The following is a 22,264-nucleotide window of genomic DNA, read 5'->3' as shown; positions in this document are numbered from 1 at the left end:
GCATCACAGATTCAAGCCTTGTGCTGACCTGTGGGAGCGGGTTTACCCGCGAAGAGGCCGGCACTGGCTTACGCAGGCTCGGCCAGTCTCTTTAGTTCAAAGGTCCGGTCAAACAACCTGTTCAGCCCTTCCTGGTGAGTGACGCCAACTACCGTACACCCCGGTAACTCCTGCTTGAGCATTTCCAGCAACGACCGTGCACTCTCCCTATCCAGCTGGCTGGTAGCCTCATCCAGGTACAAGGTATCTGGCCGATACACCAGCGCCCGCGCCAAGCTCAGCCGCTGCTGCTCACCCCCGGAAAACACCCGCTCCCACTCCTGCTCGTCATCCAGCCGGCCACCAAGTCCGACCTTGCCAAGCGCTTCCAGCAACAGCCGATCATCTTCCACCTCCACCTGTGGGTAGGCCAGCAAGCCACGCAAACTCATGCGCGGCAGGTAAGGCTTCTGCGGCAGCAGCAGGCTGCGCCCCGGCGGCAACTGCCACTCGCCCAGGCAATACGGCCAAAGCCCCTGCAAGGTACGCAGCAAGGTCGACTTGCCCAAGCCGCTGCGCCCGCCAAGGCGCACCCATTCACCTTGCCCCACACGCAGGTCGAGTGCTTCCACCAGCACCGCGCCGTCGGGTTTGCACAGTGTGAGGCCCCGGGTGCACAAGCATGACCCCTGGGGCGCTTCGAGCACCTGCCGGCGACTGGCGGCAATGGCCTGCTCGAACTGCTCAAGCCGCTGAAGCGCCGCGCTCCAGCGCACCAGCTTGTGGTAGAGCTTGATGAACCAGCTGAGCGAGCCATGAACGGCATTGAAGGCGCTGCGAATCTGCATCAACCCACCCAGGGTAATGGCCTTGGCCATGAACGCAGGCAGCGCGGCGAACACCGGGATGATCAGGCTCAGGCGCTCGTAGGAGACGGTGAACAGGCTGAGATTTCGCTCGCGCCCCATCAGGTGCCGCCAGTTGTCGGCGATGGCCCGAAAGCGTTGCGCCAGATGCTCACGCTCGACGGCCTCGCCCCGGTACAGCGCGATCTGTTCGGCATGGTCGCGCTTGCGCAGCAGGCTGGCGCGAAAGTCCGCCTCACGGTGTTCGCGCTCATAGTTCAACGCATGCAGCGGCCTGCCGATCAGGTGGGTCAGCAGGCTGCCGATCAGGGTGTAGGCCAGCACGATCCACACCAGATAACCCTGCACCGTGAAGGTCTCGCCAAACAGGCTGAAGGTCTGCACACCCGACAGGTTCCACAGGATCAGCATGAACGCGCCGACCTGAGCCAGGTTGATGACCAACGACGCCACCAGTTCGATGCTCAGGCCGACCATCAGGTCGATGTCCTGGGCGATGCGCTGGTCCGGGTTGTCCGGTTCGCCGGTCAGCCCCAGGCGGTAAAACGTCTGGTCCGCCAGCCAGGCGTCGGTCAGGCGCCCGGTCATCGCCTGACGCCAGCGCAGCTCCAGGCCTTTGCGGATGTAGTCCATGGCCACGACGATCAGCACATAGCTGCCCAGGTACAGCGCGTACTCGCCGACCAGGCCGTACAACCCCGTCGTGTCGAACGCTGCCAAGGTGTCGTAGAAGGTCTTGCTCCAGCTGTTGATCAACACGTTGATCTGCACCACCAGCAAACCCAGGCCGATCACTGCCGCCAGCATCAGCCAGGCCGGCCACTGCTGGCGGCTGGCCCAGAACGGGCGGCTGAGCCGGTAGAAGGTGCGTAAGGTCTTCACAAGGCCTGCTCCAGTGCTGCTGCCGAAGGTAGCAGGCGCAGCTGCACCTGGTTGGCCCGTGGGAACAGCTGCTTCGCTTGCTGTTGCAGCGCTGGCAGGTTCAACGCATCAGGCAGTTGCGCCTGGGTCTGTAAATAGCGCGGGTCGTGCCAGCGGCGATCACTCAGGATCAGGCGCTTGAACTGGGTTTGCGGGTCGTCGCGGCGTTTGCTTTCCTGGCGCTGGAACTCGGCGCGCTCACTGCGCAACCATTGGGCATCCGGTTGCAGGCCGGCCAACGTCTGCTGGGCCATGGCCCACAGCTCGTCGACCCGCGCCGGGTCACAGGTGAAGCTCAGGCTGCTTTCGATGCGCTGGGTGTCGGCATTCAGTTCGCTGTCGAACCGCAGGCGATACACACCGCCAGCCTCGCCCCGCAGTTGTGCTTTCAGCCGCTGGTTGGCCAGGTCGCGCAGCACCGCGACCCGCGCCGCGGCTTCCGGGCTCCAGGCCTGGGGCTGGTAGCTGCTGGCTTGCACAACGGCGCGCGGCTCCAGTGCAATCGCCAGGTCAGCGCGACGTTGGCCAGGCTGCTGCAGGGCCTGTTGACTGGCCAGCGGTGCCGTGCGCGGAACGGTCGCGAGCAGTTCACCGACCATTTTTTCAAGCGCCTCGGGCGTTGCATCCGCCATCAGGTAGTAGGTCACAGGCGCACCGGCCAGCCGCTTCCAGTCGGCATTCAATTGTTCGGCAGTCAGTCGTTCGAGGGCGCCGATATCCGGCGACTGCCAATGGTCGACACCGTACTTGAGCACACGCTGCCGGCTCTCCTGCTGCCCGCGCACGTCATCCGGGCGGCTGCGCAGGCGTTGCAGCAATGCATCGCGCGTGGTGCTGAACAGTTCCGGGTCGATACTGGCCAGCTGGCTCACCCGGTAGCTCTGCATCAGCGCCAGCAACTGCTCCGGAGCAGCGCCAAGGTTGAGCTGCAGGCGCTGGGGCTGATGGTCGAAACCGAGCGTTGCGCGCTGCTCTTGGCGCCAGGTTGCCAGGGCCTGCTGATCCATCCCAGGCAGGCCGCTGTGCATGGCCAGCTGCGCGGCCATTTGCAGGCGCCAGGCCGGGGTGCCTGCAAGGTGATAGCCAGCGGAAGATTCGGCCTGCAGCAGCCACTTGCCTTCCGGGCCATTGCGCTTGAGCCAGACCAGCCGATCGCCGTTGGCCAGGCGCCAGTGTTCTACCTGTTGCTCCGCGAAGCGCTTGCGCTCGACGATAGCGGCCGCTGGCGGCGCAGCAGGCATTTTCAACGGGTGTTTGGGGGCCTTTGGCGCTGCTGTCAGCGCGGGGCCAGGCAGTGCGGTTGCGGCCAGCTTCGCCTGCAGTGCCTCGACCTGTACCACGCTCGGCAGGGCGACCGTGGAGGAGCCCGCCGCACTCACCTGCAATACCCGGTCAGGGCTTGCGAGCCAGTGCCGCAAGCGGCCATTGAGGTCATCCAGCGAGATGTCGCCCAACACTTCCAGATAGCGCGCAGCGGTAGCGTGCCGCTCGGTGACGGCATTGCCCTGCACGGCGGCATTGTTGAGTTGTTCCACCCATTGCTCGAAGGTACGCGGCGCCTGCCTCGCCAAGGTCTTGTCACCCAGCGCACGGATATGTTCGCGCTCACGTTGCAGGTCCGTTTCGTTGAAAGCGTGCTGGCGCAGCCGCTCGATCTCGGTCAGCAACTGCTCCAGCGCCTGGTTGTGGGCCTGGCCTTCGACCCCTGCAGCGATGCCGAGTACGGTGGAGTGTGCGCCGATCAGTGTTTTCTGCACGATCAGGCTACGGACACCCGGTTGCAGCGGTTGGCGGCGCAGGGTGTCGAGCATCGCGGCCAGGGTCATGCGGTCGATCAGCCGCTCCCGCAGGGCGGCGCGGGTGGTGCCGCGGCTGCCTGGCTCGTGGGAACGCAGCAGCATCGCCACCTGGTTGCTGCCCGATTGCGGGTCCTGCACGCGGAATATCTTCAGTTTGTCGTCCAGCGGCAGCTCACGCTGCTCACGGCTGGACAGTGCGCAGGCCTTGGCCGAACCGAAGGCCTGTTCGATCTGCGCCTGCATCACTTGCGGGTCGAAGTCGCCCACCGCCGACAGCACCATGTTGTTGGGCAGGTACCAGCGGCTCTGGAAGGCCTGGAGGCTGGCCAGGCTGGCCGAGCGGATCGCTGCCTCGTTGCCGATGGTGCGGTGCTCGGGGTAACGCGAGCCGGTGCGCTGGGACGCGGTGCGCTGCTCGTTCATGCGCTGAGCCACGCCGAGGCCGCCACGCCACTCCTCGATCACGATCGGCCGCTCGCGCTCCAGGTCCTGGGCGTTGTAGTCGCGGGCGAAGGCCAGATCGGCCAGCGCCTGCAATGCCTGCGGGGCCTGGCGCACGCCAGCGGGCGGGCCGATCAGGTATTGGGTGCGCTCGTAGTTGGTCACCGCGTTGAAATGGCGGCCCTGCACCCAACCCAGGTCGGTCATGCGCTGGCGCAGGTTCTGTTCGCCGCCGGCGCGGCTGTGGAAGTTCAGGTGTTCGACCAGGTGGGCCACGCCGACCTGGTCGTCGGCCTCGTCCACCGAGCCGGCCTTGACCGTCAGGCGCAGGTCCAGGCGACCCGGTTGCGACGTTTCCCGTACCAGTCGATAGGCCAGGCCGTTGGCCAATTGGCCATGCACCACCTGGGTATCCCAGGGCAGCGGCGCGTCGGGTTCTATCACTGTGGCGCAGGCGCCGAGCAGCAGCGGGCCAAGCAGGCCCGCGATGAGCTTGTTCATCAGGTTATCCACGGTGTTGTTATGGGGTCAGAAGCGGTAGCCGACTTCCAGCCAGTACTGGCGGCCGACTTCGTAGCTCACCAGGCTCACCGACTCGCGACTGGTGATCTTGTTGACCTTGTCGGTGACGTTGGTGATATCGACGTTGACGAAGAACGCCTGGTCCTTGCCGGTGGGGATGTCCCAGGCCAGCTTCATGTCCCAGGTCGGGGCCGCCGGCGTGGCGACGGTCTCGTAGCGGCTGAGCACCTCGCCGTCGACCTCGATGTCCTCATCCAGGTTGACGACCTGGTCGTACGCACCGCGATAGCGCAGGAAGTTGCTGATCGACAGGTTCCACTGGGGGATGTCGGTGATGGTGGTCAGCCGCGCGGTCCAGGGCCGGTTGTAATCGCTGCCCGGCAGTTCGTTGTAGGGGATGCGCTTGCCGTCGAGCACCACGTCGTTGCCGGCCAGCTCGTCACCATCCAGGCCGGCCTCGTAGGTGGAGCCGTAACCACTTTTGGTCCGCGACCAGTCCAGGGCCAGCTGCACGCTGGTGCTGGTGCCCCGGAAACGCAGCGGCTGCATCGGCGTGACGGTCAGGCTGATATTCTCGGTCTCGCTGGTGCCGGCGTTGAGGTAGGCGTAGTAGTCCTTGCTGTAGCCTTCGGGAATGTCCTTGGCATCCAGGTTGTAGTAGGGTCGGGTGCGGTAGATCTGGCCCTTGCCCTTGCGGTTGACGTACTTGAGCTGGAACTCGGTATCGAACCAGCGCTGGTTGAGCCCCAGCATCAATTCATCGTCATAGGGGATGTCCATGCTGGAGAACTTGCTCATGTTCTTGTTCTGGCTGGACAGTACCCAATCGCTGGTCTGGGTGGCGCGGGTGTAGCGCGAGGTGAACTGCTGGCGGCCGTCGGCCAGGCGATACTTGAACAGGTTGCGGCCGTAATAGCGGTTGGCACCGAATACCAGGACCGTGCTGCGGTCGCCGAAGAAGTCGTAATCGCCGGCAAAGCGTGGCGCCAGGCTTTTCTTCTCCATGTAGTCGTCGCCCTCGTAGCGCAGGCCGGGGCGCAGGGTGAGGTTGCCGTAGCCGATCTCGTCCTGCACGAACAGCGCGTACTTCTTCTGCGTCATGTCGATCTTGCCAGCGCCGTAGACCATCATCGCCGAGCCCCACTGGCGATTGTCACCGTTGAGCAACTGGCCATTCGAGCACCAGGGGTCGCCGCCGCTGCACACGCCGTTGTCACGCTTCAAGGTGGTGATCGACAGGGCGTCGTCCTCACGTTCCCAGCTTGCCCGCTGGTAGCCCAGTTCCAGGCCGGTGGTCAGGCTGTGCGCAGCCGCGCCGAGGCTGAAGGTCTGCCAATCGGCCTTGAGCTTGTAGTCGATGCTGCGCTGGGTCTGGTACAGGCTGCCGAACCCGCCCTCGGCACTGCGCGCGTTGCTGTCGTCAGGGTTGCCCCAGTCCTTGGTGTCGGACCAGTACCACTTGATTTCCTGGTCACGGTCGGAGTCGCGCGAGGCGTACAGGTTGCTCACCGCCAGCTGCTGCGTCCAGCGGGCGGTGTCGCCTTCGTAGATGGCCTTGAACGAGCCCTGCCAGCCACCGTTGATGTTGGTGTAGCCCGAGTCGCGGTAGTCCTCGCGGTAATAGGTGTTTTCCTGCGGGGCGTAAACGATCGAGGTGTCCAGGGTCAGGCGATCATTGACGTTCCAGTAGGTCTTGAGCAGAAAGTTGTCCAGTGCCCGGGTCTGCTCCTGTTCGTTGTCGTTGTCAGGGCTGTTGTAGCCGTTGGCATAGGTGCGCAGCGGCAGGTACGAGCGCTTCTGCGAGAAGTTGAACAAGGCACCGAAATCGTCGGTGAAGTGCCCTTCGAGTGTGCCGCGCAAAGTGGTCTTGGTGAACTCGGGCTGGTTCTTCTCGTTCGACGAGGTGTCGAAGGTTTCCTTGTTTTCGCGGGTGATGTGGTAGCTGGTCCACTCCGAGCGGGTCATGGCGTAGGACAGCTTGCCATGCAGGTCATGGCTGGGGCGTCGGGTGATCGCATCGACCACGCCTCCATTGAAGCCACCGTACTCGACCGGCACGTTGCTGTCGTAGACCTTGATCTCTTCGAGCAGGTCAGCGTCCAGGGCGATGCCGTGCGAGCGGCTGGGCGCCGAGTCGAACTGGCGGGTTTCGTTGTAGCCGTGGGCGCCGGGGTCGAGGTCGTTGTTGATCGAGATGCCATCGATCATGAAGTTGTTCTGGTAGAACTTGGCGCCGTTGATGCTGATGTCGGCAGGGTCGATTTCACCTGGCGTGTTGGAGCTCTTCTGCTCGGTGCTGAACTGCACGTTGGGGTGCATCTGCAGCAGGGTGGTGATATCGCCATTGGCACCGGGGAAGGCCTGGATCGCCTTGCGGTCGATGACCTTGGCGCCCATGTAGCTGTTTTCTTCGGTGTCGCCGAGGATCACCGTGTTGTGCAGCTCGACGGCACCATTGTCGGCGTGCAGCAGGCGAAACATCAGGGTGCTGTATTCATAGTCCCAGGTGATGCCGGTGCCCAGCAACAGCTGGGCCAGTGCAGCCTCGCTGCTCAGATGGCCGCTGACGGCGGTGGACTGCTGGCCTTCGAGCAGGTCCGGGTCGACCGACACCTGCAGGCCGCTCTGCTGGCCGAAGGTGATCAGGGCGATGGCCAGCCTTTGTGCCGGAATGTCGAACGTGTGGACCTGGGCCAGCTCCGAGCGTGGCGGGTTCACCTGTTCAGCCAGCGCAGGCAGCGTCGCCACGGCACTGAACATGCCGAGCACGCCGGCCCCTGCCACTTTTTTCAGGCGCAACGACCAACCCCGCGCACTACACGGCTTCCGGCTTGTTGTTTGAGTCATCCCACATCCCCGCCCCGGACCATCGCCGGGCAGCAAAATTGAATACGAATCGCTATCAGTTGTTGCGCGCGGGGAAGAAGACGGGGGAGCTCGGGGAATTTTCAGAAAATTGTGAAATTATTTTGCAGGGGGGGGGTTGCTGGGGCTGCTTTGCAGCCCTTTCGCGACACGACGCCGCTGCTACAAGAGACCGCGTTGCCTGTGTAGGAGCGGCCTTGTGTCGCGAAAGGGCCGCACAGCGGCCCCGGCAATCTCAAAGCGTACCGAGTACAGCCAGAGGCAGTGAAATCGTTCGTCGATACACGCAGCGTTTATAGCCACAGACGGCATCATTACGGCTTGGCACTCCGAGGAGGGGATACCCAGCGGACTTGATCCAACTGGAGGATCTGCAGCTCGTAGAGAGCAGATGGTGAGCCAAGCTGCCAACCAATTGGCAAGAGGGCAAGCGCAGCTAATCCAGCTTCTACTAACCGCTATAGCCGCATACCTGTTGCGCGGCCCCATCAACTCCGGCATTTCCAGCAGTATGGAAAGCGTTGCATCCAGGAGCATCAATTTCAAAGCTGAAGTCACAAACAGAGCATTAGCCTCTTGGCTAGGTAGAAATCAGGGTGCAATATTGGCACACCCGGGGCTGCAGCCGCCTTCAGGGCAAACAATCACCAGAGCCAAGCCATCAAACGAACTAGAAACGCCAAAATGGGACAACGTTCGATTTAGAGCTGATGGTGATTTCGGAAACCTTCCAGCACTCAGACAGCTGTACGTTCGTGAAGTGTTCGATCTCCAGCAGCGCGTAAACGCAATGAGAGCCTCAAGCACGAGCCTAGAGGAAATTGCGAAGTTCGCCTACTCTTCCCGAACAACAATAAAGCTTAAATATAGAGAATTCACGCCGCCGGACATTCTAAAAACAATTGACGAACGCAACATAGGTAAATACGGCGATAAACTCGGACCTACATTTGAATGGCTTGTTGAAAAAGGCAAGTCTTATGAGCAAATCATTGAGAGCGCAACCCGCTCTGGCGGTAGAGACCTATTTTAATGAACAGCCTTAAGCTAGATGCCCTCAACATAGAGACCATGTACTCTGGGGGATCCTGCCTGAATTTAACCTCTAGCATAAACTGGGAGGACTTTCCGGCCTATGCGAAATCAGTAATTGACCTACTTAATGGTAGTATCGAGAAAAAAACCGACTCTATTGACATAAGAGTGTGGGAGGTAACCCTTGAGCAAGAAAAATTCTATCTTACTTATGATGACTTCCCGGTAATGGTTTCCCTGGAGTCTTTGACTCCGAAAGGAGATGCGCTATTAGCTGAGTTCAAGATCAAAATAGCAACATCGGATAGCTAAACAATCCATGTGCTAAATGATCTGCTTGAGAGCCCTCTCTGTACCGAGGCTCTCTACCAACCCATTTGGCAGCACTGTCCCGGTATTTTCAAAATTTCCCTATCAGCAGCAACCAAGGCCCATAACTACGCACCTCACCCCCATGGGGCCGAACCACCGCCCGCAGGGCCGCTTCGGGCTTATGCAGGTCATACACGCCAGTCACACGCTTGTTGCCCAACGCCTCATCGCGCAACACCACCTGGCCCGGCAGGTACTGCGCCAGCTCCTGCACCAGCTCGGCCACGCGCTGGTCATCGGCGATCAACTGCCCCTGGCGCCAGGCGGCTGCCTGCGAAGGCACGAACGTCTTCACCTGGACGATGCCATCGACATAGCGCAGCCGCTCGCCGGCCGTCAGGGCATTGGAGAGCACATGCCCATCGGCCGCATCCTCGACCCGCACCGAACCATGCTGCACATCCACCCCCGCCCTGCCCGGGCGCAGCGCGACATTGAAGGCGGTACCGGTCACCGTCACCTTGATCGCCTCGGCGCGTACATGGAACGGCTTGGACTTGTCAGGCTTGACCTCGAAGAACGCCTGGCCCGTCAGCAGCTTCACGTCGCGATGATCGCCGGAATAATCCACGACGATGGCGGTGTCGCTGTCCATCTGCACCACACTGCCGTCAGCCAGGGTGATATCCCGGGTCTCCCCCTGGGCGGTGCGGTAGTCGGCCTGCAGGCGCAGGCTCAGAGATGGCGCGACAGCGACCAGCAGGCAGGCCGCCACTGCAGCGCCCAGCCACCAGCGACGCCGCCGCGCAGGCAGTTGCACCACCGGCGCCTTGGGCCATTGCTCAATGGTGGTCGGCGCCAATTGCCCAGTCAGCTGCCAGACCTGCTCGGCCTTGCGGTAGGCCTCGGCGTTGGCGGCATCACCCGCGCACCACTGCTCGAACGCGCTGCGCAATTGCGCGTCGTCGGGGGCCTGCTGCAGGCGCAGGAACCAGTCCAGGGCCTGCTCGCGGCGGCTGGCGGTGAGGTCTGCTGACGTCATGTCGGGCAAGGCTCCGGGTGCTCGGAAGGTACGAAGGCCGCGAAGGGTCGCACAGAGTCGACCCGTTGGGCAAAAGACGCGGCAGCCTGGCGTTTTTTCACAGGTCATCCTCCAGCCGCGCCATGCAGTGGCTCAAAGCGTCGCGTACCAGTTGATGCACCAGGCTGACCGAGACGTTCAGGTGGCTGGCCACCTCCTGCAGGGTATGGCCGCCCAGGCGGTGCATCTCGAAGGCAACACGTGTGCGCAGGGGCAGCTCTTCGAGTGCCCGGCTGATGGCGCTGAGTTCGTTCTGCTGGGTAACGGCCTGTTCGGGCGAGGCGCTGGTGGAAGGCAGCTCGGCGAGGATCTCGTCTCCGCCGGGCTGGGCCTTTTCGGTGGCGCTGCGGCGGGTCTGATCGAGGGCCAGATTGCGCACGATGCGGTAGAGGTAACTGGCCGGGTGGCGGATGTCGGCATCGTCCTGCTGGCGGCTGAAACGCAGCCAGGCTTCCTGCACCACATCCTCGGCACGCGCACGGCAGCCGACGATCGGTGCGGCATAGTCGAGCAATGCCGCCCGATGGGCGAGGTAGAGCTGGAGTTTGTCGTCCGCCACGGGGTGGTATGCCAGAGTGCTTCGGGGGCGGCGATGTTACCTGTAGTCGAGAATCATTATCAACAGGTGGATTTGTGTTGCCTACTCTGGCCTCTTCGCGGGCAAGCCCGCTCCCACAGGGACCGCACAAATCTCGAGGATTGCGCCCTACCTGTGGGAGCGGGCTTGCCCGCGAAGCAGGCGGCGCGGTGTCAGAGCCTTACGCTGGCAAAGGTCGACTCGTTGCGCGCCTGGCTCAATGCCCCCAGCGGCCCGCCGTGCGGTGACAAGGCCATGGCCTGTGGAATCGGCATCATCGCCACCTGCTGCGCGGTGTTGGAACCCACGCGCTCGTCACGCGGCGGAATGCCGAAGTACTCGCGGTAGCACTTGGAGAAGTGCGGGGTCGAGACAAAACCGCACACCGAAGCCACTTCGATGATCGACATCGGCGTCTGCTTCAGCAACTGCCGCGCACGGATCAGGCGCAGCTTCAGGTAATAGCGCGACGGCGAGCAGTGCAGGTATTTCTGGAACAACCGCTCGAGCTGGCGACGCGATACCGACACATACACGGCCAGTTCGTCGAGGTCGATCGGCTCTTCGAGGTTGGCCTCCATCAACGCGACGATCTCCTGCAGCTTCGGCTGATTGGTGCCGAGCATGTGCTTGAGCGGCACGCGCTGATGGTCCTGTTCGTTGCGGATACGCTCGTAGACGAACATCTCGGAAATCGCCGCCGACAGCTCGCGGCCGTGATCGCGGCTGATCAGGTGCAGCATCATGTCCAATGGCGCGGTGCCACCGGAACTGGTGAAGCGGTTGCGGTCGAGGGTGAACAGGCGGGTACTCATGTTGACCCGTGGGAAGGCCTCCTGCATGGCTGCCAGGCATTCCCAGTGCACGCTGCAATCGAAGCCGTCGAGCAGGCCGGCGCAGGCCAGCGCCCAGCTGCCGGTGCACACCGCGCCAAGGCGGCGCGACTGGCGGGCCTGGGCCTGCAGCCAGGTGACATGCTCACGGGTGACAGTGCGCTGGATACCGACGCCGCCGCAGACGATCACGGTATCGATTGGCGGTGCACTGTGCATGGCCGCATCGGGGGTGATCTGCAGGCCGTCGCTGGCCCACACCTGGCCGCCATCGACGGTCAGCGTGTGCCAGCGGTACAGCTCGCGGCCGGACAGCTGGTTGGCCATGCGCAGCGGCTCGACGGCCGATGCCAGGGAAATCAGGGTGAAATTGTCCAATAGAAGAAACCCGATGGACTGGGGTGCTGTGCGGTTCTGGGTTGGGGTCCCGGAGGTGTACGACGTCATCGCGATTTCTCCTCACACAAATGCAGGGTGTGCCTCAGGCGGGCACTGATTTCTTGTTATGGCCCCGGTTTCGTGTGCAGGGGCTTGTTGCCAATCACGACGCAAAGGCCGTGCCTGAAATTGAACGGCCATTCGAAAAAACCTGAAAACGACGCCTTCATTCGGCAAATCAGGCACTTCGATCGGATTGGTCAGTCTCCTGGAACCGCCGTACTAGCGCCTTTCGGGTAACGGCTGAGCAATTTGGTGACATGCGCAGTGTAGGTTGCCCAGAAACGACACTCTTGAGTGTCACCGACAATGCCCATGCTGATTACGACACCCGACGATTGGTAGGGCCCCTACGCACCAAGGAAGAGCATTCAAGCGCAATGCGGTCATTGTGGGAGCGGCCTTGTGTCGCGAAAGGGCCGCAACGCGGCCCCAGGATTCATGCTGTGGATGCACAAATCGCCGGGGCCGCGTTGCGGCCCTTTCGCGACACAAGGCCGCTCCCACAGAGATCTAGATCAGGCAGGGATTATCAGCATTCGATGGCGCTGACCGCCAGGCCACCGCGCGAAGTCTCTTTGTATTTGTCGTGCATGTCGGCCCCGGTGTCGCGCATGGTGCGGATCACCTGGTCGAGGGAGATGAAGTGCTCGCCATCGCCGCGCAGGGCCATCTGCACGGCATTGATCGCCTTCACCGCGGCAATCGCGTTGCGCTCGATGCACGGCACCTGCACCAGGCCGCCGACCGGGTCGCAGGTGAGGCCAAGGTTGTGTTCAAGGGCGATTTCGGCAGCGTTCTCCACCTGCGGCGGCGTTGCCCCCAGCACTTCGGCAAGGCCGGCCGCAGCCATGGCGCAGGCCGAGCCGACCTCCCCCTGGCAACCGACTTCGGCGCCGGAGATCGACGCGTTCTTCTTGCACAGAATGCCCACAGCCGCCGCAGCCAGGAAATAGTCGACCACGCTGGACTCGGTCACCGCATCGCTGAAACGCATGTAGTAGTGCAGGACCGCCGGGATGATGCCCGCCGCGCCGTTGGTGGGCGCGGTGACCATGCGCCCGCCTGCGGCGTTCTCTTCATTGACCGCCAGGGCGAACAGGTTGACCCACTCCATGGCGCTCATGGTCGAGCCGATCACGTTGGGCTTGCCGATCTCCTGCAGGCTGCGGTGCAGCTTGGCGGCGCGGCGACGCACATTGAGCCCGCCGGGCAGCGTGCCTTCGTACTTGAGGCCGTTGTTGACGCACTCCTGCATGGCTTCCCAGAGCTTGTACAGCCCGGCGCGGATTTCTTCCTCGCTGCGCCAGACCTTCTCGTTGGCCATCATCAATTGCGACACGCTGAGGTCGTTTTGCTTGCACAGGCGCAGCAGTTCGGCGGCGCTGTTGAAGTCGTACGGCAGCACCGTCTGGTCGGCATCCAGCACGCCGCTGGCGGCCTGGGCCGCATCGACCACGAAGCCGCCACCCACCGAGTAGTAGGTATCGCGGTGCAGCTCACCCTGGGCGCCTTCGGCGATCAGGGTCATGGCATTGGGATGGTACGGCAGGTTCTCGTCCAGCAGCAGCATGTCGCGGGCCCAGACGAACTCGATGGGTAGGCGGTTATCCAGTTTCAGGGTGTTGGTTTCACGCAGGTCGGCGATACGCGGGACGATCTGGGTCGGGTCGATGGCGTCCGGCCATTCGCCCATCAGGCCCATGATGGTGGCGTTGTCGGTGCCATGGCCGATACCGGTGGCCGACAGCGAGCCATACAGGCGCACTTCGATCCGTTGCACCTGCTCAAGCTCACCGCGCTCACGCAGGCCCTGGACGAACAGCGCGCCAGCACGCATGGGGCCGACGGTGTGGGAGCTGGAGGGCCCGACACCGATCTTGAACAGGTCAAACACGCTGATGGCCATTGTCGAATCACCTCTTGCTGGGCTTGTCTCTGCGCGCCATGCGCAGGGCGGGGCAACTGCTAGGCTGAAGCTGCGAGCCGCCACGAATGCAAGCATCATCGGGCTTTTGCCTACCCCCTCGCCGTCTGCAACCGACGTACTTTTGTCCAACAGCGCCGCAGCCTTTTCGGCCACCTGCGCGCCGCTTTCGAGCGGCCTGGTGACGCAAAAATGCGGCTACAGGCGAGGAAAACCCCATAAACGACATCGCCCGTACTGGAAGCGACCCGTTCCGTACTGGATACGACCCCACCAGTAGGCGATTGCCCGGCGCTGGAGGATTATCAAAAGCGACTCGTAAAGCACGGCCACGCAACCTGCCCTCTGCAGGCCTGGTCGACCGGACCCTGAGAAAGCCCGGCGACCCATGCGAACCCGAAGACAAAATCACAGGAGTCCATCCATGAAAGGTTCACCCTCGCTGTTGCTGGTCGCGATGCTGTCGGCACCGCTGCTGGCCCAGGCCGCCGAACCCGAGCAGTGCCAGACGGTACGCTTCTCCGATGTCGGCTGGACCGACATCACCGTCACCACGGCGACCACCAGCGTTGTGCTCGAAGCACTGGGTTACAAGACCCACACCACCATGATCTCGGTACCGGTGACCTACAAGTCGCTGGCCACCGGCAAGGACCTGGACGTGTTTCTCGGCAACTGGATGCCGACCATGGAGAACGACATCAAGCAGTACCGCGATGCCGGCACGGTAGAAACCGTGCGCGCCAACCTAGAAAACGCCAAGTACACCCTGGCCGTACCCCAGGCGCTGTATGACAAGGGGCTGAAGGATTTCAGCGACATCCCCAAGTTCAAGAAGGAACTGGACGGCAAGATCTACGGCATCGAGCCCGGCAACGATGGCAACCGCACCATCCAGAGCATGATCGACAAGAACGCCTTCGGCCTGAAGGACGCCGGTTTCAAGATCGTGCAGTCGAGCGAGGCCGGCATGCTGTCGCAGGTCGAGCGCGCGCAGAAGCGTGGCGAGGCCGTGGTGTTCCTGGGCTGGGAACCGCACCCGATGAACACCCGTTTCAAGATGCAGTACCTCACCGGTGGGGACGAGTTCTTCGGCCCCGATTTCGGCAAGGCTACCGTGCTGACCAACACCCGCAAGGGCTATGCACAGGAATGCAGCAACGTCGGCAAGCTGTTGAACAACCTGTCGTTCGAGCTCAAGGATGAAAGCACCATGATGGGCTATGTCCTGGACGACAAGATGAAGCCCGAAGCGGCCGCCAAAAAGTGGCTCAAGGACAACCCCGGCAAGCTGGACACCTGGCTGGCGGGCGTCACCACCGTGGATGGCAAACCCGGCCTTGAGGCGGCCAAAGCCAAACTCGCTCAATAACGCAGTACGTCGTAGCGCTACCTCGGGGCGGGACCGTGCCCGCCCCGGACTGATTTCAATCTTTGCAGGTGGAAGCTCGCTATCATGCTTATCGATCAGAAAATACCCCTGGGGCAGTACATCGCGTCGTTCGTCGAATGGCTGACCCAGAACGGCGCGAATTACTTCGACGCCATCGCACAAGGCCTGGAGTTCATGATCCATGGCGTCACCAGCGCCCTGACCTGGTTCAACCCGTTCGTCCTCATCGCTCTGTTCGCCGCCCTCGCGCACCTGATTCAGCGCAAGTGGGCGCTGACCGTATTCGTCGCCCTGTCCTTCCTGCTGATCCTCAACCTGGGTTACTGGCAGGAAACCATGGAGACCCTGGCCCAGGTGACCTTCGCCACCGTGGTCTGCGTGGCCATCGGCGTGCCGCTGGGCATCATCGCCGCGCACAAGCCGCTGTTCTACACCGCCATGCGCCCGGTACTCGACCTGATGCAGACGGTGCCGACCTTCGTCTACCTGATCCCGACGCTGACCCTGTTCGGCCTGGGCGTGGTGCCGGGGCTGATCTCGACGGTGGTGTTCGCCATCGCCGCCCCCATCCGCCTTACCTACCTGGGCATCTGCGACGTGCCGCAGGAGCTGATGGACGCCGGCAAGGCCTTTGGCTGCTCGCGCCGCCAACTGCTCACCCGTATCGAACTGCCGCACGCGATGCCGAGCATCGCCGCCGGTGTCACCCAGTGCATCATGCTGTCGCTGTCGATGGTGGTGATCGCCGCCCTGGTGGGCGCCGATGGCCTGGGCAAACCCGTGGTCAACGCACTGAACACCGCCGATATCTCCCTGGGCTTCGAAGCGGGCCTGGCGATCGTGCTGCTGGCGATCATGCTCGACCGTATCTGCAAGCAACCGGAACTGCCGGTAAGGGGTGAGGCATGAGCATCATTCGATTCGAAGACGTCGACGTCATCTTCTCCAACAAGCCGCGCGAAGCACTGGCGCTGCTGGACAAGGGCCAGACCCGCGAGCAGATCCTCAAGCAGACCGGCCTGGTGGTCGGTGTGGAAAAGGCCAACTTGGATATCAACAAAGGCGAGATCTGCGTGCTGATGGGCCTGTCCGGCTCGGGCAAGTCAAGCCTGCTGCGCTGCATCAACGGCCTCAACACCGTGAGCCGCGGAAAGCTGTTCGTCGAGCACGAAGGCAAGCACATCGACATTGCCCACTGCACCCCGGCCGAACTGAAGATGATGCGCACCAAGCGCATTGCCATGGTGTTCCAGAAGTTCGCCCTGATGCCGTGGCTGACGGTGCGCGAGAACATCAGCTTCGGCCTCGAGATGCAGGGCCGCCCGGAAAAGGAACGGCGCAAGCTGGTCGACGAGAAGCTTGAACTGGTTGGCCTGACTCAATGGCGCAACAAGAAACCGGACGAACTCTCCGGTGGCATGCAGCAGCGCGTTGGCCTGGCCCGGGCGCTGGCGATGGATGCCGACATCCTGCTGATGGACGAACCCTTCTCGGCCCTCGACCCGCTGATCCGCCAGGGCCTGCAAGACGAGCTGCTGGGCCTGCAGGCCAAGTTGGCGAAGACCATCGTGTTCGTCAGCCACGACCTCGACGAGGCGCTGAAGCTGGGCAGCCGCATCGCCATCATGAAGGACGGGCGGATCATCCAGTACAGCAAGCCGGAAGAGATCGTGCTGAACCCGGCCGACGAGTACGTGCGTACCTTCGTCGCCCATACCAACCCGCTGAACGTGTTGTGTGGGCGCAGCCTGATGCGCAGCCTGGACAACTGCAAACGAGTGAATGGTTCGGTGTGCCTGGACCCGGGTGGCGATTCGTGGCTGGACCTGGGCGAAGGGAATTCGATCAAGCGTGCGCGCCAGGGGCAGAACGGGCTGGAGATGCAGAACTGGGCGCCGGGGCAGTCTGTGGAAGGGCTTGGGCGCAGGCCGACGCTGGTGCATGCGGATATCGGCATGCGTGAGGCACTGCAGATTCGTTACCAGACGGGCAACAAGCTGGTGCTGCAGGAGAATGACAAGATGGTGGGGATTCTTGGGGATACCGAGCTTTATCACGCCTTGCTCGGCAAGAACCACGGCTGATGCAATTGGGGCCGCTTTGCGGCCCTTTCGCGACACAAGGCCGCTCCCACAAGTACAGCGCAGAGCCTGAGGCTTGCGCAGTATCTGTGGGAGCGGCCTTGTGTCGCGAAAGGAGGGCAAAGCCCTCCCAGCATGCTGTCAGCGAACGACGATCCCGCGCGAAGCCATGTAGGCCTTGGCCTCCGGCACCGTGTACTCGCCAAAGTGGAAGATGCTGGCCGCCAGCACCGCGCTGGCATGCCCTTCCAGAATCCCGTCAGCCAAGTGCTGCAAGTTACCCACACCCCCCGACGCAATCACCGGAATCCCCAACGCATCGCTGATGGCACGGGTGACGCCCAGATCGAAGCCGTTCTTCATGCCGTCCTGGTCCATGCTGGTGAGCAGGATCTCGCCAGCCCCCAGGCCTTCCATCTTCTTCGCCCATTCAACGGCATCAAGCCCGGTCGGCTTGCGCCCGCCGTGGGTGAAGATCTCCCAGCGCGGCGCCTCACCTGGCGCGGATACCTTCTTGGCGTCGATGGCGACGACGATGCACTGCGAACCGAAACGGTCCGCCGCCTCGCCAACGAACTCCGGGTTGAACACTGCGGCAGTGTTGATCGAAACCTTGTCGGCACCGGCGTTGAGCAGGTTGCGGATGTCCTGCACGGTGCGCACGCCACCGCCCACGGTCAGCGGGATGAACACCTGGCTGGCCATGCGCTCGACGGTATGCAGGGTGGTGTCGCGGCCGTCGACGCTGGCCGTGATGTCGAGGAAGGTGATTTCGTCGGCACCCTGCTCGTTGTAGCGACGGGCGATTTCCACCGGGTCGCCGGCATCACGGATGTTCTCGAACTTGACGCCCTTGACCACTCGGCCGTTGTCCACGTCCAGGCAAGGGATGATGCGCTTGGCCAGTGCCATGGTTCAGTCCTCAGCCTTGATAGTTGTCGCAGAAGGCCTGGGCCTCGGCGACATCGAGGGTGCCTTCGTAGATGGCACGGCCGGTGATGGCGCCGATGATGCCGGGGGCCTTGGCATCCAGCAGGGCCTTGATGTCGCCCAGGTTGTGGATGCCGCCCGAGGCGATCACCGGGATCGAGGTGGCTTCGGCCAGGGCCTTGGTGAACGGCACGTTGCAGCCCTGCATCATGCCGTCCTTGGCGATGTCGGTGTAGACGATCGCCGAGACGCCATCGGCCTCGAAACGCTTGGCCAGGTCGATGACCTGCACCGAGCTCACCTCGGCCCAACCGTCGGTGGCGACAAAGCCGTCCTTGGCGTCCAGGCCGACGATGACCTTGCCCGGGAACGCCTTGCACGCTTCGGCGACGAACTCCGGCTGCTTGACCGCCTTGGTGCCAATGATCACGTAGCTGACGCCGGCCTTGACGTAGTGCTCGATGGTTTCCAGCGAACGGATGCCGCCGCCGATCTGGATCGGCAGGTTCGGGTAGCGCTTGGCGATGGCGGTGACCACCTCACCGTTGACCGGCTGGCCTTCGAAGGCACCGTTGAGGTCGACCAGGTGCAGGCGGCGGCAGCCACCCTCGACCCACTTGGCGGCCATGCTCACCGGGTCGTCGGAAAATACCGTGGAGTCTTCCATGCGGCCCTGGCGCAGGCGCACGCAGGCACCGTCCTTCAGATCGATAGCGGGGATAATCAGCATCTTGGGAACCTGTCTGTTCTTGGGGTTTCAGGGCTTTTCGAGGGCCCACAGATCGCTCTCGATGCTCTCGAACCGCTCCTTGAGGTGCAGCTGAACATCGGCAATCGCCCTGTTGTAGTAATGGGGTGCAATTTCTTTGCTGAACAGCTCGAGGACCTCGGCCACCTCGAACGACCCGAGCTGCAGCTCGAAACGGTCTTCGAGAAAGCGCTTGAGCGTGTCGAGCGCCTGGCGTTCCTCTTCGGGGGCCAGAGTCATGACCGGTGCCTTGGTCTTCGAACGGCTCATTTACCAGCGCCCGTCCCAGGCGACGAAGTTCTGCAGCAGCTGCAGGCCATGGGTATGGCTCTTCTCCGGGTGGAACTGCACGGCAAAGCGCGAGCCATCGGCCAGCGCGGCGGCGAAGTCGACGCCGTAGTGGCCACGGCCGACCACCTGGCCTGGCTTACCGGCATTGATGTAGTAGCTGTGCACGAAATAGAAGCGCGCACGGTCAGAAATGTCGTGCCACAGCGGGTGGTCGATGGTCTGGCTGACTTCGTTCCAGCCCATGTGCGGCACCTTCAGGTGCTCGCCGTCTTCTTTCAGGTCTTTGCCGAAGAAGCGCACCTGGCCAGGGAACAGGCCGATGCAGTCGACACCGTCGTTCTCTTCGCTGTGCTCGAGCAGTGCCTGCATGCCGACGCAGATGCCGAGGAACGGGCGGTCCTGGCTCACTTCACGCACCAGGCTGTCGAAGCCCAGGCGGCGGATTTCGGCCATGCAGTCGCGGATCGCGCCCACGCCCGGGAACACCACGCGGTCAGCCTCGCGGATCACCGCGGCGTCGCTGGTGACCAGCACCTTGCCGGCGCCGACGTGCTCGAGCGCCTTGGCCACCGAGTGCAGGTTGCCCATGCCATAGTCGATTACGGCTACCGTCTGCATTTACAGGCACCCTTTGGTCGACGGCATCTGCCCGGCCATGCGCTCGTCGAGGGTCACGGCCATGCGCAGCGCGCGGCCGAACGCCTTGAACACGGTTTCGATCTGGTGGTGGGTGTTGTGGCCACGCAGGTTGTCGATGTGCAGGGTCACCAGGGCGTGGTTGACGAAGCCCTGGAAGAACTCCTGGAACAGGTCGACATCGAAGCCACCCACACTGGCGCGGGTGTAGGGCACATGCATCTGCAGGCCTGGGCGGCCGGAGAAGTCGATGACCACGCGCGACAGCGCTTCGTCGAGCGGCACGTAGGCATGGCCGTAGCGGAAGATGCCTTTCTTGTCGCCGATGGCCTGGGCGAATGCCATGCCCAGGGTGATACCGACGTCTTCGACGGTATGGTGATCGTCGATATGCAGGTCACCCTTGCACTCGATATCCAGATCGATCAGCCCATGGCGGGCGATCTGGTCCAGCATGTGTTCAAGGAAAGGCACACCGATATCGAATCGGGCCTTGCCGCTGCCATCGAGGTTGATCGAGCACTTGACCTGGGTTTCCAGGGTGTTGCGCTCGACGGAAGCCTTACGTTCGACCATCACCAGCTCCGCAAAATCATAGGGCGAAAAGGGCTCCATTATAGGCCCAGAACGCGCCGGCTTGAAACGCGGATGACATATGGCATGGCAAGGAATTGCGGGGGCGGACAGGTCTACAGGTCTATACAACTGGGGAATTGGGCTGCTTTGCAGCCCATCGCGACACAAGGCCGCTCCTACAGGAATCGCGCAAACCTTGCGATTACGCGTTCCCTGTAGGAGCGGCCTTGCGTCGCGAAAGGGGCGCAAAGCGCCCCCTGGCAGCTACCTCAATGGAACAGCACTGCCGTCTTCTGCAAGGTAATCCACACACCCCAAGCCAGCGGAATCACCACCACAGCCCAGGCCAGCAGCACCAGCGGCAGGCTCCCCGGCGCGGCATGCCACTCCAGCGAACGCGCACCATCGGCACCTTTGTCATGGCTCAGTGCCCGCTCGGCAGCCAGTTCGGCATCGCTCATGAAGTACTTGTCGGCCACCGGGCGGATCAGCAGGTTGCAGACGAAGCCCAGCACCAGCAGGCCGGCGAGGATGTACAAGGTCATGTCATAAGCCGCCGCACGCTCTACACCCGCCGCCAACTGGTACTCGCGCAGGTAGGTGATCAGCACCGGGCCCAGCACGCCGGCTGCGGCCCAGGCGGTCAGCAGGCGACCGTGAATGGCACCGACCATCTGCGTGCCGAACAGGTCGGCCAGGTAGGCCGGCACGGTGGAGAAGCCACCGCCGTACATCGACAGGATGATGCAGAACGCCGCCACGAACAGCGCCACATTGCCCAGGTGGCCCATGTTCGGCACCAGGCTGTAGAGGCCGACGCCCAAGGCAAAGAAGGCGAAGTAGGTGTTCTTGCGGCCGATGTAGTCGGAGAACGACGCCCAGAAGAAGCGCCCACCGATGTTGAACAGGCTCAGCAGGCCGGTGAAACCGGCGGCAATGGCGGCAATCTGTGCCAATTGCGCGGGGTTCAGTTCGCTGAAGGTCAGCTCGTTGCCCAGCAGCTTGCCGGCGAACACTTCCTGCAGCAGCGGCGAGGCCATGCCGAGGATACCGATACCCGCCGAGACGTTCAGGCACAGCACCAGCCATACCAGGATGAACTGCGGGGTCTTCCAGGCAACGCTGACATGCACGTGGCGGTCGGTGACCATGCCGTTGCCGGCTTTCTTCGCCGGAGCAGTCCAGCCTTCTGGCTTCCAGCCGGTAGGCGGCACGCGGTAAGCCAGGGCGCCAGCGGTCATGAACACGAAGTAGATCGCGGCCATGGCGACGAAGCTCTGCCATACACCCACCTCATGCTCGTTGCCAAAGTGGCCCATCAGCGCCGTGGCCAGCGGTGCGCCGACCATGGCGCCACCACCGAAGCCCATGATCGCCATGCCGGTGGCCATGCCGCGCTTGTCCGGGAACCACTTGATCAGGGTCGAGACCGGCGAAATGTAGCCCAGGCCCAGGCCGATGCCGCCGATGACGCCGGAACCCAGCCACATCAGCCACAGCTGATGGGTCTTCACACCGATCGCCGAGATCAGCATGCCGCCACACCAGCACAGTGCCGATACCAGGCCGGCCTTGCGCGGGCCGGCGTGTTCCAGCCAGCCGCCCAGCACGGCTGCCGAGCAACCGAGGAAGACGAAGAACAGGGTGTAGATCCAGCTCAGCATCGAGATCGGCCAGTCGCATTCGGCGCTGAACATACGGGCGATGAAGCCCATGTCCGCCGAACAGGCAACCGGCGCGGTGATGCCGATGGCTTGGGACAGTGGCAGCCAGAATACCGAGAAGCCGTAGGCCATGCCGATGCACAGGTGGATGGCCAGGGCAGCTGGCGGGACCAGCCAGCGGTTGAAGCCCGGACGGGCGATGATGCGCTCCTTCGACAGGAAGCCCGGCGCGCCGGCCAGCCCCCCGGCCGTGATGGTACTGCTCATGGATTCGATCCTTTTGTAGGTAGACAGTGCTGGCGGATGGGTCCCGGGCTCTTGTGTCTGCACGCATGGCAACTGGCCTTGT

The 22,264-nt window shown here is 62.9% G+C and carries 18 protein-coding genes; 5 read left to right on the top strand and 13 right to left on the bottom strand.

Annotated elements, in window-relative coordinates; translation table 11 throughout:
- Nucleotides 1-68 precede the first annotated feature (68 nt).
- Genes ACIPW4_RS02245 through ACIPW4_RS02235 form a run of 3 tightly spaced genes read right to left on the bottom strand, consistent with a single transcriptional unit; the run spans nucleotide 69 to nucleotide 7,327 of the window.
- A complete protein-coding gene (locus tag ACIPW4_RS02245; protein WP_400654391.1) occupies nucleotides 69-1,727 on the bottom strand; it encodes an ABC transporter ATP-binding protein/permease in 1,659 nt (552 codons plus the stop codon).
- The gene (locus ACIPW4_RS02240; RefSeq protein ID WP_400654390.1) at nucleotides 1,724-4,507 is read right to left on the bottom strand and encodes an insulinase family protein; all 2,784 of its coding nucleotides are present in this window, start codon (nucleotides 4,505-4,507) and stop codon (nucleotides 1,724-1,726) included. The genes ACIPW4_RS02245 and ACIPW4_RS02240 overlap by 4 nt, the downstream gene beginning before the upstream one ends.
- A gap of 27 nt (nucleotides 4,508-4,534) precedes the next feature.
- Nucleotides 4,535-7,327, bottom strand: coding sequence for a TonB-dependent receptor plug domain-containing protein (locus ACIPW4_RS02235; RefSeq protein ID WP_400654389.1), 2,793 nt, complete (start codon nucleotides 7,325-7,327; stop codon nucleotides 4,535-4,537).
- A 346-nt stretch (nucleotides 7,328-7,673) separates the two neighbouring features.
- On the opposite strand from ACIPW4_RS02235, the gene ACIPW4_RS02230 reads away from it, so the two are divergent.
- On the top strand, nucleotides 7,674-8,426 hold the full coding sequence (locus tag ACIPW4_RS02230) for a DUF6861 domain-containing protein (RefSeq protein WP_400654615.1): 753 nt from the start codon (nucleotides 7,674-7,676) through the stop codon (nucleotides 8,424-8,426).
- Nucleotides 8,426-8,740: a DUF3630 family protein gene (locus tag ACIPW4_RS02225; RefSeq protein ID WP_400654388.1), complete on the top strand. Its 315-nt coding sequence runs from the start codon at nucleotides 8,426-8,428 to the stop codon at nucleotides 8,738-8,740. The genes ACIPW4_RS02230 and ACIPW4_RS02225 overlap by 1 nt, the downstream gene beginning before the upstream one ends.
- A gap of 88 nt (nucleotides 8,741-8,828) precedes the next feature.
- Here the strand turns inward: ACIPW4_RS02225 and ACIPW4_RS02220 are convergent, their stop codons facing one another.
- The 4 genes from ACIPW4_RS02220 to ACIPW4_RS02205 all read right to left on the bottom strand — a co-directional run bounded on the left by ACIPW4_RS02220 (nucleotide 8,829) and on the right by ACIPW4_RS02205 (nucleotide 13,578).
- Nucleotides 8,829-9,782 (bottom strand): FecR family protein, encoded by a 954-nt coding sequence (locus tag ACIPW4_RS02220; RefSeq protein WP_400654387.1) that lies wholly within the window; start codon nucleotides 9,780-9,782, stop codon nucleotides 8,829-8,831.
- Nucleotides 9,783-9,879: 97 nt separating this feature from the next.
- Nucleotides 9,880-10,380 (bottom strand): sigma-70 family RNA polymerase sigma factor, encoded by a 501-nt coding sequence (locus ACIPW4_RS02215; RefSeq protein ID WP_400654386.1) that lies wholly within the window; start codon nucleotides 10,378-10,380, stop codon nucleotides 9,880-9,882.
- A gap of 191 nt (nucleotides 10,381-10,571) precedes the next feature.
- Nucleotides 10,572-11,678, bottom strand: coding sequence for a GlxA family transcriptional regulator (locus ACIPW4_RS02210; RefSeq protein ID WP_400654385.1), 1,107 nt, complete (start codon nucleotides 11,676-11,678; stop codon nucleotides 10,572-10,574).
- A gap of 523 nt (nucleotides 11,679-12,201) precedes the next feature.
- Complete coding sequence (locus ACIPW4_RS02205; protein WP_400654384.1) at nucleotides 12,202-13,578, bottom strand: L-serine ammonia-lyase; 1,377 nt, start codon at nucleotides 13,576-13,578, stop codon at nucleotides 12,202-12,204.
- Between the two features lie 442 nt (nucleotides 13,579-14,020).
- On the opposite strand from ACIPW4_RS02205, the gene ACIPW4_RS02200 reads away from it, so the two are divergent.
- The 3 genes from ACIPW4_RS02200 (at nucleotide 14,021) to choV (ending at nucleotide 17,073) form a co-directional block, all read left to right on the top strand.
- A complete protein-coding gene (locus ACIPW4_RS02200; protein WP_400654383.1) occupies nucleotides 14,021-14,968 on the top strand; it encodes a choline ABC transporter substrate-binding protein in 948 nt (315 codons plus the stop codon).
- Between the two features lie 81 nt (nucleotides 14,969-15,049).
- Nucleotides 15,050-15,898 carry a choline ABC transporter permease subunit gene (gene choW, locus ACIPW4_RS02195; RefSeq protein WP_400654614.1) on the top strand — a complete coding sequence of 283 codons (849 nt, stop codon included), beginning with the start codon at nucleotides 15,050-15,052 and terminating at the stop codon, nucleotides 15,896-15,898.
- Nucleotides 15,895-17,073 carry a choline ABC transporter ATP-binding protein gene (gene choV, locus ACIPW4_RS02190; protein ID WP_400654382.1) on the top strand — a complete coding sequence of 393 codons (1,179 nt, stop codon included), beginning with the start codon at nucleotides 15,895-15,897 and terminating at the stop codon, nucleotides 17,071-17,073. The genes choW and choV overlap by 4 nt, the downstream gene beginning before the upstream one ends.
- Nucleotides 17,074-17,211: 138 nt before the next feature.
- Here the strand turns inward: choV and hisF are convergent, their stop codons facing one another.
- The 6 genes from hisF to ACIPW4_RS02160 form a co-directional block, all read right to left on the bottom strand.
- Nucleotides 17,212-17,982, bottom strand: coding sequence for an imidazole glycerol phosphate synthase subunit HisF (gene hisF, locus ACIPW4_RS02185; protein ID WP_176509087.1), 771 nt, complete (start codon nucleotides 17,980-17,982; stop codon nucleotides 17,212-17,214).
- A 10-nt stretch (nucleotides 17,983-17,992) separates the two neighbouring features.
- Nucleotides 17,993-18,730 (bottom strand): 1-(5-phosphoribosyl)-5-[(5-phosphoribosylamino)methylideneamino]imidazole-4-carboxamide isomerase, encoded by a 738-nt coding sequence (gene hisA, locus ACIPW4_RS02180; protein ID WP_023382794.1) that lies wholly within the window; start codon nucleotides 18,728-18,730, stop codon nucleotides 17,993-17,995.
- A 27-nt stretch (nucleotides 18,731-18,757) separates the two neighbouring features.
- A complete protein-coding gene (locus ACIPW4_RS02175) occupies nucleotides 18,758-19,018 on the bottom strand; it encodes a DUF2164 domain-containing protein (protein WP_400654381.1) in 261 nt (86 codons plus the stop codon).
- Nucleotides 19,019-19,657, bottom strand: a complete 639-nt coding sequence (gene hisH, locus ACIPW4_RS02170) for an imidazole glycerol phosphate synthase subunit HisH (protein ID WP_400654380.1) — start codon at nucleotides 19,655-19,657, stop codon at nucleotides 19,019-19,021.
- The gene (gene hisB / locus ACIPW4_RS02165; protein ID WP_023532883.1) at nucleotides 19,658-20,251 is read right to left on the bottom strand and encodes an imidazoleglycerol-phosphate dehydratase HisB; all 594 of its coding nucleotides are present in this window, start codon (nucleotides 20,249-20,251) and stop codon (nucleotides 19,658-19,660) included.
- A 269-nt stretch (nucleotides 20,252-20,520) separates the two neighbouring features.
- The gene (locus tag ACIPW4_RS02160) at nucleotides 20,521-22,182 is read right to left on the bottom strand and encodes an OFA family MFS transporter (RefSeq protein WP_400654379.1); all 1,662 of its coding nucleotides are present in this window, start codon (nucleotides 22,180-22,182) and stop codon (nucleotides 20,521-20,523) included.
- Between the last annotated feature and the right edge of the window lie 82 nt (nucleotides 22,183-22,264).

Source organism: Pseudomonas sp. NPDC089996 (assembly GCF_044748405.1).
Lineage (GTDB): Bacteria > Pseudomonadota > Gammaproteobacteria > Pseudomonadales > Pseudomonadaceae > Aquipseudomonas.
The sequence above is the reverse complement of the archived record's forward strand: the minus strand, read 5'-3'. Positions and strand labels throughout refer to the sequence as shown.